General features: G+C 69.6%; 17 protein-coding genes and 4 pseudogenes. 10 read left to right on the top strand and 11 right to left on the bottom strand.

Annotated elements, in window-relative coordinates; all coding sequences use genetic code 11:
* Nucleotides 1–16: 16 nt before the first annotated feature.
* Complete coding sequence (locus tag AB0I79_RS40330) at nucleotides 17–142, bottom strand: hypothetical protein (RefSeq protein WP_357885052.1); 126 nt, start codon at nucleotides 140–142, stop codon at nucleotides 17–19.
* A 270-nt stretch (nucleotides 143–412) separates the two neighbouring features.
* Here AB0I79_RS40330 and AB0I79_RS40325 point away from each other — a divergent pair, with 270 nt between their 5' ends.
* A complete protein-coding gene (locus AB0I79_RS40325; protein ID WP_357885050.1) occupies nucleotides 413–676 on the top strand; it encodes a hypothetical protein in 264 nt (87 codons plus the stop codon).
* Between the two features lie 55 nt (nucleotides 677–731).
* The gene (locus AB0I79_RS40320) at nucleotides 732–1,148 is read left to right on the top strand and encodes a Tn3 family transposase (protein ID WP_357885048.1); all 417 of its coding nucleotides are present in this window, start codon (nucleotides 732–734) and stop codon (nucleotides 1,146–1,148) included.
* Between the two features lie 147 nt (nucleotides 1,149–1,295).
* Here AB0I79_RS40320 and AB0I79_RS40315 read toward each other — a convergent pair whose 3' ends face one another.
* Nucleotides 1,296–1,667, bottom strand: a complete 372-nt coding sequence (locus AB0I79_RS40315) for a hypothetical protein (protein WP_357885046.1) — start codon at nucleotides 1,665–1,667, stop codon at nucleotides 1,296–1,298.
* Between AB0I79_RS40315 and AB0I79_RS40310 the strand changes: the two genes are divergently transcribed.
* Both AB0I79_RS40310 and AB0I79_RS40305 read left to right on the top strand, forming a co-directional pair.
* Nucleotides 1,608–2,459, top strand: coding sequence for a helix-turn-helix domain-containing protein (locus AB0I79_RS40310; protein WP_357885044.1), 852 nt, complete (start codon nucleotides 1,608–1,610; stop codon nucleotides 2,457–2,459). The genes AB0I79_RS40315 and AB0I79_RS40310 overlap by 60 nt on opposite strands.
* Before the next feature lie 1,291 nt (nucleotides 2,460–3,750).
* Nucleotides 3,751–4,053, top strand: a complete 303-nt coding sequence (locus AB0I79_RS40305) for a hypothetical protein (RefSeq protein WP_357885042.1) — start codon at nucleotides 3,751–3,753, stop codon at nucleotides 4,051–4,053.
* Nucleotides 4,054–4,158: 105 nt separating this feature from the next.
* Here the strand turns inward: AB0I79_RS40305 and AB0I79_RS40300 are convergent.
* The 6 genes and pseudogenes from AB0I79_RS40300 to AB0I79_RS40275 form a co-directional block, all read right to left on the bottom strand.
* Nucleotides 4,159–4,707 (bottom strand): annotated as a pseudogene (locus tag AB0I79_RS40300) (ATP-binding protein); the annotation flags it as partial.
* Nucleotides 4,708–4,745: 38 nt separating this feature from the next.
* Nucleotides 4,746–4,925, bottom strand: a pseudogene (locus tag AB0I79_RS40295) (IS21 family transposase); the annotation flags it as partial.
* A 25-nt stretch (nucleotides 4,926–4,950) separates the two neighbouring features.
* Nucleotides 4,951–5,145 (bottom strand): annotated as a pseudogene (locus tag AB0I79_RS40290) (alpha/beta hydrolase fold domain-containing protein); the annotation flags it as partial.
* A gap of 77 nt (nucleotides 5,146–5,222) precedes the next feature.
* Nucleotides 5,223–5,402: a hypothetical protein gene (locus tag AB0I79_RS40285; protein ID WP_357885040.1), complete on the bottom strand. Its 180-nt coding sequence runs from the start codon at nucleotides 5,400–5,402 to the stop codon at nucleotides 5,223–5,225.
* Nucleotides 5,403–5,760: 358 nt separating this feature from the next.
* Complete coding sequence (locus AB0I79_RS40280) at nucleotides 5,761–6,594, bottom strand: SDR family NAD(P)-dependent oxidoreductase (RefSeq protein WP_357885194.1); 834 nt, start codon at nucleotides 6,592–6,594, stop codon at nucleotides 5,761–5,763.
* Nucleotides 6,595–6,657: 63 nt separating this feature from the next.
* Complete coding sequence (locus AB0I79_RS40275) at nucleotides 6,658–7,047, bottom strand: transposase (protein ID WP_357885038.1); 390 nt, start codon at nucleotides 7,045–7,047, stop codon at nucleotides 6,658–6,660.
* A 200-nt stretch (nucleotides 7,048–7,247) separates the two neighbouring features.
* On the opposite strand from AB0I79_RS40275, the gene AB0I79_RS40270 reads away from it, so the two are divergent.
* Together AB0I79_RS40270 and AB0I79_RS40265 are read left to right on the top strand one after the other, a co-directional pair.
* Complete coding sequence (locus AB0I79_RS40270) at nucleotides 7,248–8,651, top strand: HAMP domain-containing sensor histidine kinase (RefSeq protein WP_357885036.1); 1,404 nt, start codon at nucleotides 7,248–7,250, stop codon at nucleotides 8,649–8,651.
* A 15-nt stretch (nucleotides 8,652–8,666) separates the two neighbouring features.
* On the top strand, nucleotides 8,667–8,837 hold the full coding sequence (locus AB0I79_RS40265) for a hypothetical protein (RefSeq protein ID WP_357885034.1): 171 nt from the start codon (nucleotides 8,667–8,669) through the stop codon (nucleotides 8,835–8,837).
* Nucleotides 8,838–9,027: 190 nt separating this feature from the next.
* Here AB0I79_RS40265 and AB0I79_RS40260 read toward each other — a convergent pair whose 3' ends face one another.
* Both AB0I79_RS40260 and AB0I79_RS40255 read right to left on the bottom strand, forming a co-directional pair.
* Complete coding sequence (locus AB0I79_RS40260; RefSeq protein ID WP_357885032.1) at nucleotides 9,028–10,110, bottom strand: MFS transporter; 1,083 nt, start codon at nucleotides 10,108–10,110, stop codon at nucleotides 9,028–9,030.
* Complete coding sequence (locus AB0I79_RS40255) at nucleotides 10,107–10,898, bottom strand: ABC transporter permease (RefSeq protein ID WP_357885030.1); 792 nt, start codon at nucleotides 10,896–10,898, stop codon at nucleotides 10,107–10,109. The genes AB0I79_RS40260 and AB0I79_RS40255 overlap by 4 nt, the downstream gene beginning before the upstream one ends.
* Between AB0I79_RS40255 and AB0I79_RS40250 the strand changes: the two genes are divergently transcribed.
* Nucleotides 10,897–11,529 (top strand): TetR family transcriptional regulator, encoded by a 633-nt coding sequence (locus tag AB0I79_RS40250; protein ID WP_357885028.1) that lies wholly within the window; start codon nucleotides 10,897–10,899, stop codon nucleotides 11,527–11,529. The genes AB0I79_RS40255 and AB0I79_RS40250 overlap by 2 nt on opposite strands.
* Nucleotides 11,526–11,684 (top strand): annotated as a pseudogene (locus AB0I79_RS40245) (glycosyltransferase); the annotation flags it as partial. The gene AB0I79_RS40250 and the pseudogene AB0I79_RS40245, both read left to right, overlap by 4 nt.
* 69 nt (nucleotides 11,685–11,753) lie before the next feature.
* On the opposite strand, the gene AB0I79_RS40240 reads toward AB0I79_RS40245, so the two are convergent.
* Complete coding sequence (locus tag AB0I79_RS40240; protein ID WP_357885208.1) at nucleotides 11,754–11,927, bottom strand: hypothetical protein; 174 nt, start codon at nucleotides 11,925–11,927, stop codon at nucleotides 11,754–11,756.
* Nucleotides 11,928–11,931: 4 nt separating this feature from the next.
* Here AB0I79_RS40240 and AB0I79_RS40235 point away from each other — a divergent pair, with 4 nt between their 5' ends.
* Nucleotides 11,932–12,468 (top strand): hypothetical protein, encoded by a 537-nt coding sequence (locus AB0I79_RS40235; RefSeq protein WP_357885206.1) that lies wholly within the window; start codon nucleotides 11,932–11,934, stop codon nucleotides 12,466–12,468.
* 76 nt (nucleotides 12,469–12,544) lie between these two features.
* Nucleotides 12,545–13,705: a cytochrome P450 gene (locus AB0I79_RS40230; protein WP_357885026.1), complete on the top strand. Its 1,161-nt coding sequence runs from the start codon at nucleotides 12,545–12,547 to the stop codon at nucleotides 13,703–13,705.
* Nucleotides 13,706–14,158: the final 453 nt, after the last annotated feature.

Below are 14,158 nucleotides of genomic sequence, written 5' to 3'. Positions count from 1 at the left end.
GGCTCTTTCCGGCGCGTCAGCGGGTCGCCGCGGGAACCGACTGGTGCTCCATCGGGTCCGCCGAAGCGGAGCCGGCGAGCGCGAGGCCCCCGATGGCAGCCGCGGCCGCCAGCACGGCCGCGACGACGACCCTGGCGCTCAAACGCCGAAGATTATTCATGGTACGCCCTTTCCGCTAACCTGCATGGTGCTTTCACGGCAATTCTCCGAGCCTTGTCCCGGAACGGCCATAACTCGAAAGTAGAAGATTTCCGGCCCACTGCATTTCCACTTCCGAGTTATGGTCGCAGCCGGCCAGGAAGCGATAACGTCGAATTGTCAGCCGAAATCCGGCGACAACGGGCTTACGCCCCCGGCCGCGAGAAGGCCGTTTTCTGTGCCCTTGTTCATCTGTTAGGAGAAAGGAGTCCTGATGAGAATCGCCCCCCGGAAACTGATGGGCGCCCTGGCGGCGACGGCCATGGCTCTGTCGATCGGAGCCGCCACCCAGCCGGTCTCGGCCGCGACGACCGCGCCGGACGGGCTCGGTGCGGCGTACTGGAATACCGCAGGCCCGTTCAGGAGTGAGGAATCCTGCCTGGGCGAGCGCGGTGACTACGTGCGCTACTACCACGTCGGCGACTGCTACACCTCTCCCTATCCGTGGTGGTACTTCGACTTCAGCCCGAGGAACTGAGCGGCCCCCGGCACGCCGATCCCACCCGCGCCCGCCTGTGCGGGTGTTGCTCTCGGTGCGATCGGCGTCGGGTGCGGGCTCCCGTCCCCGCCGGGCGGGGCGCACCGCTCCCTTATTCGGCAAAATCGACCTTCAGAAGATCCGCCGCAACTGGGAGGACATCCTCCAGTTCATCGACGTCGACGAGACCTACCGCCGCGACATCAAGGACATCCGCAACCTCCAGGAAAGCCGCCACTCCCTCGACGCCGCCGTCACCCGGTTGCGCCGGCAGGGCTTCCCTGTCACCGACGAGACGTGCGCCCGGCTGTCGCCGATCGCCTACGACCACATCAACTTCCTGGGCCGCTACGGCCTTCACCCGCGCCGAAGCCGGAGACGGGCTGCGGCCCTTCCACACCGGCGACCCGTTCTGACGGCCCGCCCGCCCGAGCAGGGCGCGGGCCCGTCAGCGTGGGAGCCGTCTGACTGACAACCACCGCGCGGCCAGCTTGGGCCGCCAGCAGACCGGCGTAACCGGCGCCCACCACGACGAGGCGATGACTCATGACACGGCTCCTCTGCGGTTACGGGCAAGCTCCGGCGCCGCCTCGGGGGGACGACCGCCACGCGTTCCAGATCAGGCCGCATACCGGGCCACCGTGACCGCCCAGGTGATGTACACGACATTCACCACCAGCCGCGCCACCGCGCCGACCGGCCGCTCCAGCATCCGTGGGCGGTCCGCCCGCGCGTGCCACAGCGCGTCCACGTGGGACACCAGGTAGCCGGTGATGAGGGCGGCGGCGGCCCAGCTCCCGGCAGACCTGCTGGGTGGAAGCAGCACCAGCGCACCTACCACGATCTCTGCCGCTCCGCTGGCGGCCACCAGCAGACGCGCCCGGCCGAGCCACGCGGGCACCAGCGTGCGAAAGTATCCAGGGATCACAAAATGCGCGACCCCCGTGACGACCAGGAAAACCGCCAGACCGACGGCAGCGATAGTGTGCATGGCGCGATGATTCAGCCACTCCATGCCTGGGCGCTTGAACAAAACGATCGCCGGCTCGTCTACGCCTCCGGCGCCAAGGCGACGATGTTCGCCGAGTCTCACGCGTTCGGCGTCGCCCAGCATCGGTTGCCCGTGTGGAAGGTCGTGCTGCCGGTCGGCGGCCAGGCCGAACTCCTCCAGCCGGGGCGGCCCATGATGACGGCGGCCGGGCTGATCGTCCCGCCCCAGCTCGCCCACACCTGCGCGGCGACCTCGTCCTATGTCGCCCTGTTCATCGACTCGTGGCTGCTGCCCCCCGGCAGCGAACCGACCCGGCTCGACGCCACCGAGGTCCGTCGTCTGCTCTCCGCACTCGGCGCAGGCGACTCCGATGGCCCCAGTACTGCCGCGGACCTGGCCGCCGGATACATCGAGCTGCGCGCTCTCACCGGGGCCCCGCCGGCCCTCGACCCGAGAGTGGCCCATGCCGTCCGGCTGTGTTCGTATCCCGATCCAGCCGGTTCCGTCGCCTCCGTCGCCGCTGAGGTCGGTCTGTCGGCCCCGCGGCTGCGCGCGCTCGTCCGGCAGGGCGTGGGCATTCCGCTCACCCGCCTACGCCAATGGGGGCGGCTTCGCGCCGCGATCGCTGACCTCCCGGCTACGACGGTGGCCATGGCCGCCGCCACCGCGGGCTTCGCCGACCAGGCTCACCTCACCCGTACCGCGCGCGACCTCATGGGGCGCACGCCGGCCTCCATACGATGCTCGGTGACAGCCCAGGACTCCCGAAGCTCCGGCGAAGGGCCGAAGTAGCCAGCGGGGAACGCAGGAGGCCTGGCAGTCCTTCGCCGAGGAGATCACGCATCGGCTCGGACCGATGGCGTGCGGCCGGCTGGGAGGAACTGCCGGCCCAGCCACGACTGCCGGCCCAGTTGAAGGCCGACCCGGGCCCGATGGGACTGGAGACGCTGTTGGAGAAGATCGGGGGCGAGGAAACGCGGGGACAGCCATTGGCGGTGAGATGGCTCATGGTGCAGATGGTCACCGCAACCTGCGGAAACGCTCAAGATCATGTGTTATCTCGCCGGACCATTCCGCCATGGGCCGAAAACTGACTCAACGCTGTTGGTAGGGCACCGCCCTGACCCGCTCGAACAGCCCGTACCGCTCATGGCTGTCCCCGCGTCCTCGCCCCCGGGATCGGTCCCGTCTCTGCCAGTGGCAAGAACGGCTTGATCAGCTCCCACTCGCCATCCGTCAGGTCACCACGAGCCATGGCCTCCTTTTTTACAGGAGGCCGAACCCGGCCGGCCTTGGTCGTTTGCGCATTCGCATCCTTCGCCGGGGGCAAAGGGCCATCCAGCCGGAATGCCCAGTATTTGCAGAGATGCGAAGCCGTGCCTTCGTGAAGAGGTGACTAAGAGAGATTGTCAGGGGCGGCGCACGGGCTCATGCCCGATATCGGTCAGCTGGGGGATACGGCGGTGTGCTCTGGCCGGTCGCCGACAAGGCGGCACGACCGTACGCTGATGAAACTTTCATCAATGCCGGTGCGAAGTGGCCGAACCGGCCGTCTCAGAACCCGCACATGCGACCGAAAAGGTGCAGCATGGCGCGCACAAGTTCGCCAAGCAGGGATACGGCGACAATGGCGTTTCAGCTCTGACTCGGGCGCAGCGTTCTGAATATGGGCCAGAACGAACTCTACCTCCCCCGAGCCCGAAAACTCGCAGCGGAAAGGGCTTCGTCCCAACCGTTGACAGTGGCCCTGGCAGCGATCAAAGTATGCATGTTTGTAGATCTCGAAGCGACACTCGGGGGCGACTCGGCAGCACGGTCGCATGACCGGACCGCCGGTATTCGGGCCGGCTGACCCCGAGGCGGAGTGGAGGCGGGCGGTGACCGGCGGGCGAGGGTGAAGCGCACGACCCGACAACTCGAAAATCAACTGAATGAGTAATGCCCTGAGTGCCCTCAGCCATGTTCTCCACCATGAGGACAACGGCCGCCAGATTCTTGTGACCAAGTGGTCAACGCCACCGCCATATCGTTCTGCGCTGAATTCACATTGATCGATCGAATGCCCGTCCCTGTAAGGAGAATCATGCGAAAAGTCACTTGGCTCCGCCGGTTCGGCCTCGTCTCAGCGGTGGCGGCCGGCCTGGCAACCATGCCCGCGGCCGCGCACGCCGACGGCTACGACACTCCTCGCAACGCCACCGTCGTGGGGGCAGGCAACACCTACGCGGAGGGGGTGGCGGCGGCCGAACGGCGGGCCCGGCAGGCCGTCCTCGCGGTCGGCCACGACTGCACCCCTGGGACCTATCACACTTCCGGCATCTACACCTCTCCGGGTGGCGGTACATGGGTCTTCCAGTCCACCCACGAGGCGATGTGCGTCGACTAATCAAGTTCAGCAGACCGGAATAGTTGACGCCATGACGCCTTGTCAACGGCCAAGTGCGTGTCGCCGCTGGTGGCTATGTAGAAGTCCCCACCTCTTCGTAGTTGACTACTTCTTGATCAGGCGTGCTGGTGTCCTGGTTCGTGCCTGTTTCATCAGGAAGGACTCGCCCTCGGTGACCACGACGATGCTGTGGTGCAGAAGCCGGTCCAGCAGGCTGACGGCGGTGGTGTGTTCGGGCAGGAAGCGTCCCCACTGGTCGAAGGGCCAGTGCGAGCCGATGCCGAGCGCGCGGCGTTCGTAAGCGGCGGCGACGAGGCGGAACAGCAACTGGGCGCCGGTGTCATCGAGCGGGGCGAACCCTACTTCGTCGATGATGATCAGGTCGGCGCGCAGCAGGTTCTCGATCACCCGGCCGACGGAGTTGTCGGCCAGCCCTCGATAGAGCGTTTCGACCAGTTCGGCGGCGGTGAAGTAGCGAACCTTGTGCCCGGCCTGGATGGCGGCGACGCCCAGCGCGATGAGGCTGTGGGACTTGCCGGTGCCGGCCGGTCCGACCGCGCAGTAGTTCTCCGCCGCCCGCACCCACTCCAGCGAGGCGAGGTAGTCGAAGGTTGTCTTCGGGATGGAGGAGGCGGCGACGTCGAACTCCTCGATGGTCTTGAGCATCCGATCTTGTCCAGGGTGTACTCCGTCAGCGACCGGGTCGGGACCGGTGGCAACTCCAGCACCAGCGCCTCGCCGGCCGGTGCCGGCTGCGGCGTCCCGGCCCCGGCGGCCAGGATCGAGCGCACGTCCTCGGCCCGCCGGCGGCGGGAACTCACCGCCCGCTCCAGCGCCGCGATGAGCGCCTGCGCGCCGTGCGCGGCTTGCAGCGCGGCCAGCTCGGTCAGGTCGCCGGCCAGCCTGCCGTGCGAGCCAGCGGGCCACGGCCACGGTGTCCTGGATCTGGTCGACGACCGTGACTTCGGGGACCAGCCGGTAGTCCGGGCTGGCCACGACTACGCCGGCGGCGCGTGCGATGCGGTCGTTGAGTGTGTCGTCGTCCTCCGGGGTGCCCGCGGCCCAACCACCGCCGTGGATGCGGTACAGCACCGCGCGCGGCTGGTCCGGGGTCAACACGCGCAGCCGGATCGGGCCGCCGGGCCCGTCGACGACGCGCTCGGTCGGGGTCAGTCGCGGGGCGCCGGGATTGTTCGCGGTGCCCGCGCGCGCAGCACAGCGAGCCCGTCGGCGGTGCGGACGTCCGGGTGCGGCATCTGCGCGATCGCGGCGTTGACGGTGCGCTGCGCATCGAGAACGGCGGGGTCGATGTCCCGGACGCGGAGGTCGAGGGCCGGGTAGGTGGTCATGATGGACCCTGTCCTTTCGGTGTGGGTCGGCTGAGGAAGCCGTCGTTGACGGCGAGGCGGGCTCCGGTGATGCAGGAAGCGCGGTCGAAGAGCAGGAAGCAGATGGCCTCGGCGGTCTCGGCGAGGCGGCCCGGCCGCGCCATCGGGACTTTCGCTTCCGCTGTCGCGGCCGGGTCGGTCCGGGACAGCGGACGCGGCGTCCGACGAGGAGGACGGTGGTCCTTCGCGGGCGGGCTGCTCGGCGATGGCGCGGCCGATCCCGGCGCCAGTGCCAGTCGCGAGGGCGATCTTCCCTGCGAATGATCGGGTGGACGTGGTTGGTGCACTGCTCCTGTTCGTGGATGAGGTCGGTGGGCGGTCAGATCGCGAACCGGACGCCGGTCAGCCGCTCGCTCTCCGTCCACAGGCGAACCCCCGTGGCGGGATCGTCGGCTCCGCGCGGCAGCGCCACCGATTTCGGGGTACCGGAGGTCTGGTCGCGTCCGGCCGGACCGTAGAAGCCACCGCTGGCCACGTCGCGGCTGGTCGCCGCGTAGAGCGAGGGCCACGCCGCGCCTTCCGGTGAGCCCATGACGATGTTCCGGGTCATCGCGATCACGATCCGGGCCATCAGGCCCTGGCTGTGCCGTTGCAGGTTGGTCAGCGCCGAGCCGGGGTGCACGACCACAGCGGTGATGGTGGTGCCCGCCAGCCGTCGGGCGAGCTCTTGGGTGAACACGACGCTGGCGCGCTTGGACTTGGCGTAGGCGCTCATCGCGCCGTAGCGCTGCTCGCTCATCAGGTCGTCCAGCCGCCCGCCGCGCCACGTCGCCGCGATCGCGCTGACCGTGACAACCCGCGCGGCCTCCGCACGACGCAGCGCGGGCAGCAGGCCCGCGGTGAGTGCGAAGTGCCCAAGATGGTTGGTGCCGACGGTCAGCTCGAACCCGTCCGCGGTGGTATGGCGGTCGGGCACGTTCATCACACCGGCGTTGTTGAACAACAGGTCGATCGTCTCGGTAGCCGCCAGCCGGGAGGCCGCCGCGGCGATCGAGGCCAGCGACCCGAGGTCCAGCACCAGCGTGTCCAGTCGCGCGTCGGGCCGGTCGGCGCGCAGATCGGCGAAGGCCTCATCGAGCTTGGTCTGACTGCGGCCGGCCAGGATGACCCGGGCGCCATGACCGGCGAGGACGCGGGCGGTTTCCAGGCCGATGCCGCTGTTGCCGCAGCATTGCGGTGCAGGCCGGCATTGTCAAATGAACGTTCATTACGATGATCACGACGAAACCGTGCTCAGCGGAAGGGCGTAGCGCCGCGCCTGCCGATAATTCCATCTGTGCAGGTCAAGCGGCATGCGGCTGGTAAGCGCCACCGCCAGGCGGGTGATGTTGTAGCCGGCGTCAGCCACGATGAGCACGTCCGGGTCTCCGCTGCGCCACTGGCCTGCGGCGATCAGCCGCTCGATCACGGCGCGCAGCTGGGCGGCGGTGACGGCGGTGGCGTCGTCGACCGGCCCCAGCCGCACCACATCCAGCGGCGCCGTCCACGAACTGCGCCCCGTCTCCAACGCCACGGCGAACGAGTACGGCCAGCCCGGAATGAACGGCGAGGCACTCTTGGCCCGGCCGTAGACGTGGCAGAACAGCTTTGATCGCCCTAGCAGCACGGTGTCCTCTCGGCCCTGACGTCCACGATCACCGTGCCCGCCCCCGCTGGCAACGCCCCGTGTGCCATTTCTGGCTTGTAGATATGATCAATAGTGTCGCGATCGGGGTCACTCGTCGTTCCCGTTCATCCCCGGGCCCAGATCAGAATCTCCCCCACACATCACAAGAGCACGGTGCGAACCAGCCGAGGGGGCAGAGGATGACCGTACACAGCAACATCTCGATCACCGGGCGCATCACCGCATTCACCGGCGTGGTATCGGCCTTGCTGTGCACGCTGCTGGCCGTCGTCCTGATGATCGCCATCCATCACTACGCCACCGGCGCGCTCAGCGAGGAGATTCGCGCGGCCGGCGGCCGTGTCGCCATCACCGTGGAAGATCTGGGCAGGGTGGGCGGCCCCCTTGCGCAGTACCCGGGCCGCAACGTCCAGGTGGTCGATAACCAGGGGCGCGTCGTTGAGTCGACCGCGGCGCTGCGTGGCAAACCGCCGATGGCGACGTTCATCCCGGACGGCGAGAACACCAGGGAAGATGTGGTGTGCGGCGGCGTCTTCGGGCATGGCCGGTGCGACATCGTGATCGCCCAGTCGGCCGACCGGCCGGAGGGGAACTGGACGGTCTACGCCTCCTCCCCGGTGGTGCCCTGGTGGGTCGAGCCCTGGCTGGCCTCCCTGGTGATCGGCTCCGCGGTTGTGCTGTCGGCTGCCATCACCGGCCTCGGCAACCGGATCGTCACCGCGTCGCTGCGTCCGGTGAGTGCCATCCGCAGCGAGCTGGACGAGATCAACGCCACCTGCCCCTCCCGCCGGGTGCCGATGCCGCCCAACCGCGACGAGATCAGCGACCTGGCCGACAGCATCAACCACACCCTGGCCCGCCTCGACACCGCGATGACCCAGCAGCGCCAGTTCGCCTCCGACGCCTCCCACGACCTGAGAACCCCCATCGCCGCGATGCGCGCGGAAGTGGAGGACGCCCTGCTGGCGCCCGAGACGACCACGCTGACCAGATTGTGCAACACCCTTCTGGTCAGCCTGAAACGGCTGGAGTCGATCGTCGTCGACCTGCTGACGCTCACCAAACTCGACGCGGGCGCTCCCACCGCGCCCACCCTGTTCGACCTGGCCGAACTGGTGGACGAGGCGTGTCAGATGCGCACCCGTCTTCACACGACCAAGCGTCTGCTCTGCCACGTGGAACCCGGCGTGACGGTACGTGCTGACCGGCAGCACCTGGGCCGCCTGCTCACCAATCTTCTCGACAATGCCGACAGGCACGCAGCAAGCACGATCACGATCAAGGTGCAGCTTGAGGACGATGAGCGCCACCCGGGCGGAGTTGCGGTGCTGGAGGTGCTGGATGACGGCCCGGGCATCGATCCGGACAAGCGTGAGCAGGTGTTCGGGCGCTTCACCCGGCTGGACCCCGCCCGGAACAAGGACACCGGAGGCAGTGGCCTTGGCCTGCCGATCGCCCGGCAGATCGCCGAGGAAGCCGGGGGCACTCTGCGGATCGAGGACAGCGACCGGGGCGCCCGCTTCGTGCTTCGGCTCCCACGCAACTCGCGGGATGCCCCCGGAACCTCGCCCACTGCCGGATGACCGACAAGCAGCCAGATGGACGTGCACAACTACATCCACGATGTGGCCGGCGGCCCGCACAACAGCGCGCCGTGGCAGCGGCTGACCAGGTCGGGCGATACCATCACCGGCTACGAGTCCGACGACGGCAAGACGCGGACCGCCGATCCCACGGCACGCCGATCTCCGCCACCCCGGCGTCGGTGATGGCCGATTGGACTGGACACCGTTTTGCATCCCGTCCCGTGAACCATGCTTGGCCGTTGCCGTTGGCGCCCCGGAGCTGACAGCCACTCCGGGCGCGCATGCGGCCACTCCGCAGGGCGTTATGTCCTGGCTCTGTCCGGGGTGGACGGGGTCGGCAGGGGCGCCGCGGGTGTGTGGCGGCGTGCGGTGGTCAGGTGGTAGAGCAGGGCCAGGATGGTGATGCCGGCGGCGGGCAGCCCCAGCATGGCGGGCGCGAGGGCGAGCCACTCCTGCGCCAGTCCACCGAGCCCGCCGCCGAGGGCGACACCGAGGTAGATGGCCGAGGAGTTGAGGCCGAGCAGAACGGGGCCGCTGCCGGGCTGAGGGCGATGAGCCGGTGCTGCTGGGGTACGGCGATGACGCCCACGGTCGCACCCCAGATCGCTGCCCACACCAGGGCGGCGGTCGCCGCGGGGGTGAGGGCCAGGGTAACGGCGGCGATGAGGAGGGTCCCGGTCAGCACATGCGCGGGGTTGTGCAGGTCGACCAGCCGTCCGGCGATAATATTTCCTGCCAGCGTGCCGATTCCCCAGGCCAGCAGAATGACCGTGAGCAGCGACTCGGAGCCGCCGGTCGCCCCCTGGAGGGCCGGGCCGATGTAGGTGTAGAGGATGTAGACCCCGAGGAAGACCAGCGTGGTGACAGCCAGAAGCCCGAGGACCCGGCCCTGCTTGAGCGGGCGCAGCCGGTCGTTCAACGAGGCGGCGGGGAGCTTCACGCTGGGTAGGCCGATGACGATTCCGAGGGCCGCCGCGAGACCGATCCCGGCGACGGCCCACAGAGTGATGTGCCAGTCGGTGCGGCCGATCAGGGTGCCGAGGGGAAGGCCCAACGCCGTCGCCAACGTGAGGCCGCCCAGGACGAAGGCGAGTGCCCTGCCCCGGCGGTCTGGGGGTGCGATGGCCGCCGCGGTGCTGGATGCGGCGGAGGTGATGATCCCGGCCCCGATCGCGGTGACGATGCGGGCGATCATCACGACCTCGTAGCTGGTGCCCAGGGCCGTGATGGCGTTGCCGGCCACGAAGACGCTCAACGCGATGAGCAGTGCGGAGCGCCTGTCCAGTCCGCGGCCCAGCTTGTCAGTGCCCAGCAGGTGCGCGCCGCCCGGGGGTACGAGCCGGCCGCCCGTGGTGTCGGCCGGATCGTACGGCGGCCACACCAGCGACACGGCGGCCACCACGAGCACCGCCCCCACCAGCACGCAGCCGATCACGAACGTGAGCCGTCCCTTCACGGCCGCCCCCCGCCGACGTGCGCCCGCAGGCGCGGATCGACCAGCCGCTGCACGAGGTCCGCCGCGAACCCGATCACCAGCACCGTGAACGTGCTGACCACCAGCACGCCCTGGATGACCGGATAGTCGTGCTCGGCGATGCCCTCGACCAGCATCGTGCCGAGCCCCGGCAAGGTGAACACGCTCTCCACCACCACCGCGCCCAGGAACGTCGTGGCCAGTTCGACGCCGAGGATCGAGATGACCGGAACGGCGGCGTTGCGCAGCCCGTGCCGCCACATGGCCCCGGCGAACGACGAGCCGAGGGCCCGCGCGGTCCGCAGGTAGTCGCTGCCCAGCACGTCCAGTGTGGCCGAGCGCACGTACCGGATGAGCGAGGCCGACATGACCAGCGCGACCGTCACCACCGGCAGCGTCAGCGAGGTCAGCGCCCTGGCCGGGTCGGCCCAGTCGTCACGCGGGAACCCGCCCGCCGGCAGCACCCGCAGCCGCAGCGCGAACACGGTCACCAGCAGCAGCCCGATCCAGAACACCGGGACCGCGATGCCGAGCTGGGACAGCCCGTTCAGCGCCGACCCGTACCATCGGCCGGACCGCCACGCGGCCACGAACCCGACGGGCACGGCCACCACCACGGCGAGTGTGAACGACAGCAGCGTCAGCGGCACCGTGACCACCAGCCGGGCCGCGATCTCCGGCCCGACCGGCAGCCTGTCCTGATGCGGCCCGTGTTCACTACGGCTCTGTTCTTGCCACAGGGCTGACCAAATGGTTAGCATCCTGAGCATGCGGTCAAGCGATGACGCCGATCTCACGGCACGTGCCCGGATCAGGAACGCGGCCCTGGAGCTGTTCGGCGCCGAGGGTGTGGGCAGGGTCAGCCTGCGGGCGGTCGCCACCCGTGCCGGGGTCTCCCATGCTCTGGTGCTGCACCATTTCGGCAGCAAGGAGGGGCTGCGCAAGGAGTGCGACGCGTACGTGATCTCGCTGGTGCGAGGCGGGCCCGGCATCGACGCGCTCGACGACGCGGCCGGGCTGGGCGCCCTGCTGGAGGCGGGCGCCGGAGTGCGCCGCTACCTGGCGCGGGCCTTCCTCGACGGCACCCCGGAGGCCGCCGCCCTGTTCGACGAGATCGTCGAGACCACCGGGCGGTGGCTGGAGCAGGGCGTACAGGAGGGGTGGGCCCAGTCCAGCGAGGATCCGCGTGCGCGGGCGGCGATCTACGTGACCTGGCTGCTGGCGCCGCTGGCCTTCGGTGAGCACCTGTCCAGGGTGCTGGGCGTGCCCGACCTGCACGACACCGACGCCACCCTGCAGTACTCCAGGGCCGCCCTCGAGATCTTCACCCACGGCGTGTTCGCCGACGACCGCGCCCTGGCGGCGTGGGACGCGGTCAAGAAGGAACGCAGGCCACGATGAAGGTCCTCATCCTCACCCACGGAACGCGCGGCGACGTTCAACCCTATGCCGGGCTGGCGCTCGCGCTGAAGCAGGCCGGGCACGAGGCGGTGCTGGTCGCTCCGGCGGCGATGGCCGCCCTCGCCGAGCCGCACGGGATCACGTTCGCCCCCGTGGACGACGGGACGAACAAGCTGATCGACGACCCCGAGATCCGTGAGGCGATCGAGAGCAACTATCGGGGGTTACGCGGCAAGAAGGTCGCCCTGGAGGAGATGCGCCGCAGCAAGCCGCTCATGGCCAAGGTCTTCGACGACATGGCGGGTGTGGCGCAGGCGGGCGCGGATCTCGTGGTGCACGCGCCCGGCATCCCCGCGCACCACTTCGCCGAGTGGCTGGGCCTCGTACCTGGCGATCAAGCTGATGCTGCGCTCCTTCGGCGGCATCGCCGACCGGCTGCGCGCCGAGCGGCTGAAACTGCCCCGGCGGCGCGGGCGGCACGACTTCCTGCGCCGCCCGGACGGCGGCCCGGCCACCGTACTGCAGGGCTTCAGCGCGCACGTGCTGCCGGACGGGCTCGACTACCCGCCGTGGGTGCACACCACCGGCTTCTGGTCCCTGCCCGCCCCGCCCGGGTGGACGCCCTCGCCGGAGCTGGCCTCGTTCCTGGCGGCGGGGGACAGGCCGGTCTACATCGGGTTCGGCAGCATGGCGGGCAACGACCCCGAGCGGGTGGGGCGGGTGGTGGCCGAGGCCGACCAGCCGTTCTGGGCCGCCCGCATGCACGCGGCCGGCGCCGCCCCGCCGCCGCAACCCCAGCGGCGTCTCACCGCCGAAGGGCTCGCCGCCGCTCTCCGCCAGGCCCTGGACCTGGAGGAGAGCGCCGGACGCCTGGGGCATCTCATCCGGGCCGAGGACGGAGCACGCCGCGCCGTCAAGATCCTGGAGGCGCTGGCATGAGCATCGCCGGACACGTCTCGTCCACCACGACCCCGTACGGCCCCCCGGCCGTCGTCCTTCCCACATCGGAGTGAACATGACCAACATCGCCGGCCTGCTGACCGCCCCCGACCGTGACGCCTTCCTCGCCGGCCTGGCCAAGCAGGGCCCGGTCAGTCGTGGCACCTATGTGGACGGCACCCCCATCTGGCTGGTCACCGGCTATCCGGAGAGCGTCACGGTGCTGACCGATCCGCGCTTCAGCAGCGACGTCACCAAGCAGGCCAAGATCGACGTGGCGGCGGCGGCCGGACTGCCCGAGGACGTGGTGCCCTACCTGATGCGCACGCTCGGCGCCTATGACCCGCCGGACCACACCCGGTTGCGCCGGCTCGTCTCCCGCGAGTTCACCGCCCGCAGGGTCGAGGGGCTGCGCCCGCGCATCCAGGAGATCGCCGATGAGCTGCTGTCCGGCCTGCCCGAGGAGTTCGACCTGATCGAGCGGTACGCCTACCCGCTGCCGATCCAGGTCATCTGCGAGCTGCTCGGCGTCCCCGCACAGGATCGGGACACCTGGCGCGGCTGGGCTGCCGACCTCGGCGCACCCGATCTGGACCGGCTCGCCGCCGGAGCCAGAGGGCTGGTCGGCTACATGCGCGACCTGATCGCCGTCAAGCGGGCCACCCCGGGCGACGACCTGCTGTCCGGGCTGGCCAAGGTGCGGGAGGACGACGGGGACCGGCTCAGCGACGAGGAGCTGATCTCGATGTCCATCAGCATCCTGATCGCCGGACACGAGACCACCGTCGGCCTCATCAGCCAGAGCGTCTGGCTGCTGCTCACCCGTTCCCTCGATCTCGTCGACATCGCGGCGGCGGTGGAGGAGCTCCTGCGCTACAGCGGGCCCGCCGAGATCGCCGTCCTGCGCTACACCCTGGCACCGGTGGAGCTCGGCGGTGTCAGCATCCCGGCGGGGGACGCCGTCCAGGTCGTGTACGCGGCGGCGAACCGCGACCCGCGCCGCTTCGACCGGCCCGACCTGCTCGACCTGCACCGTCCCGACAACGCGCACCTCGGCTTCGGGCACGGCATCCACTACTGCCTGGGCGCCGCGCTGGCCCGCGCCGAGACGCAGATCGCGCTCACCAGCCTTCTCGATCGGTTCCCGAAGCTCACCCTGGCAGGGGAGGTCGGCTGGCAGCCGGGTCTCAAGCGGGCGCTGACCGGGCTGCCCGTCCGCACGTCGCCGCACCGCTGACGATGGCCTGCCGCCGGTCTCAATGACGCGTACGAATTGAGAGGGCGGTCGGCGATGGTGGATGCATGAACGGGTCAGCTGGTGCGTTCACTTGGATCTCAGATTCGAGGGAGCACACCCCATCATGGCCATCACCCTTACCGATCAGGACCAGCTCACCCTGCGGACCGCCGCCTGGGGCGCGGTCTCGTGTCGGGATCGGGGCTCCTCCCATGGCTTCGGCGAGGCCGCGCGACAGTGCCAACCCCAGGCCGACGCCGACGTGGGAGTAGCGGATCGACGGGCTCGCGGCGGCGGACACGACCGATCTGGAGGCGTTGCGCCCCTGCTCGTCGAGCTCCAGATCCGGGAGATCTGGGCCAGGGCGGACACCCCTTGTTCGTCGTTCATCGGGTGCATCTGCCGTACACCGTGCCGGCGGCTGCGGTGGCCATGAGCGCGCCCAGGGCCGTG

This window comes from Nonomuraea sp. NPDC050202 (assembly GCF_040656115.1).
In the GTDB taxonomy this organism is placed as follows: Bacteria; Actinomycetota; Actinomycetes; order Streptosporangiales; family Streptosporangiaceae; genus Nonomuraea.
The sequence above is the reverse complement of the archived record's forward strand: the minus strand, read 5'-3'. Positions and strand labels throughout refer to the sequence as shown.

Coding starts and splice junctions, on each gene's coding strand:
- AB0I79_RS40235 (WP_357885206.1), top strand. CDS start 11,932: ATGCTGCGCTCCTTCGGCGGCATCGCCGACCGGCTGCGCGCCGAGCGG.
- AB0I79_RS40285 (WP_357885040.1), bottom strand. CDS start 5,402: ATGACCACCTACCCGGCCCTCGACCTCCGCGTCCGGGACATCGACCCC.
- AB0I79_RS40270 (WP_357885036.1), top strand. CDS start 7,248: ATGACCGTACACAGCAACATCTCGATCACCGGGCGCATCACCGCATTC.
- AB0I79_RS40310 (WP_357885044.1), top strand. CDS start 1,608: ATGCGCGACCCCCGTGACGACCAGGAAAACCGCCAGACCGACGGCAGC.
- AB0I79_RS40230 (WP_357885026.1), top strand. CDS start 12,545: ATGACCAACATCGCCGGCCTGCTGACCGCCCCCGACCGTGACGCCTTC.
- AB0I79_RS40315 (WP_357885046.1), bottom strand. CDS start 1,667: ATGCACACTATCGCTGCCGTCGGTCTGGCGGTTTTCCTGGTCGTCACG.
- AB0I79_RS40305 (WP_357885042.1), top strand. CDS start 3,751: ATGCGAAAAGTCACTTGGCTCCGCCGGTTCGGCCTCGTCTCAGCGGTG.
- AB0I79_RS40325 (WP_357885050.1), top strand. CDS start 413: ATGAGAATCGCCCCCCGGAAACTGATGGGCGCCCTGGCGGCGACGGCC.
- AB0I79_RS40250 (WP_357885028.1), top strand. CDS start 10,897: ATGCGGTCAAGCGATGACGCCGATCTCACGGCACGTGCCCGGATCAGG.
- AB0I79_RS40265 (WP_357885034.1), top strand. CDS start 8,667: ATGGACGTGCACAACTACATCCACGATGTGGCCGGCGGCCCGCACAAC.
- AB0I79_RS40255 (WP_357885030.1), bottom strand. CDS start 10,898: ATGCTCAGGATGCTAACCATTTGGTCAGCCCTGTGGCAAGAACAGAGC.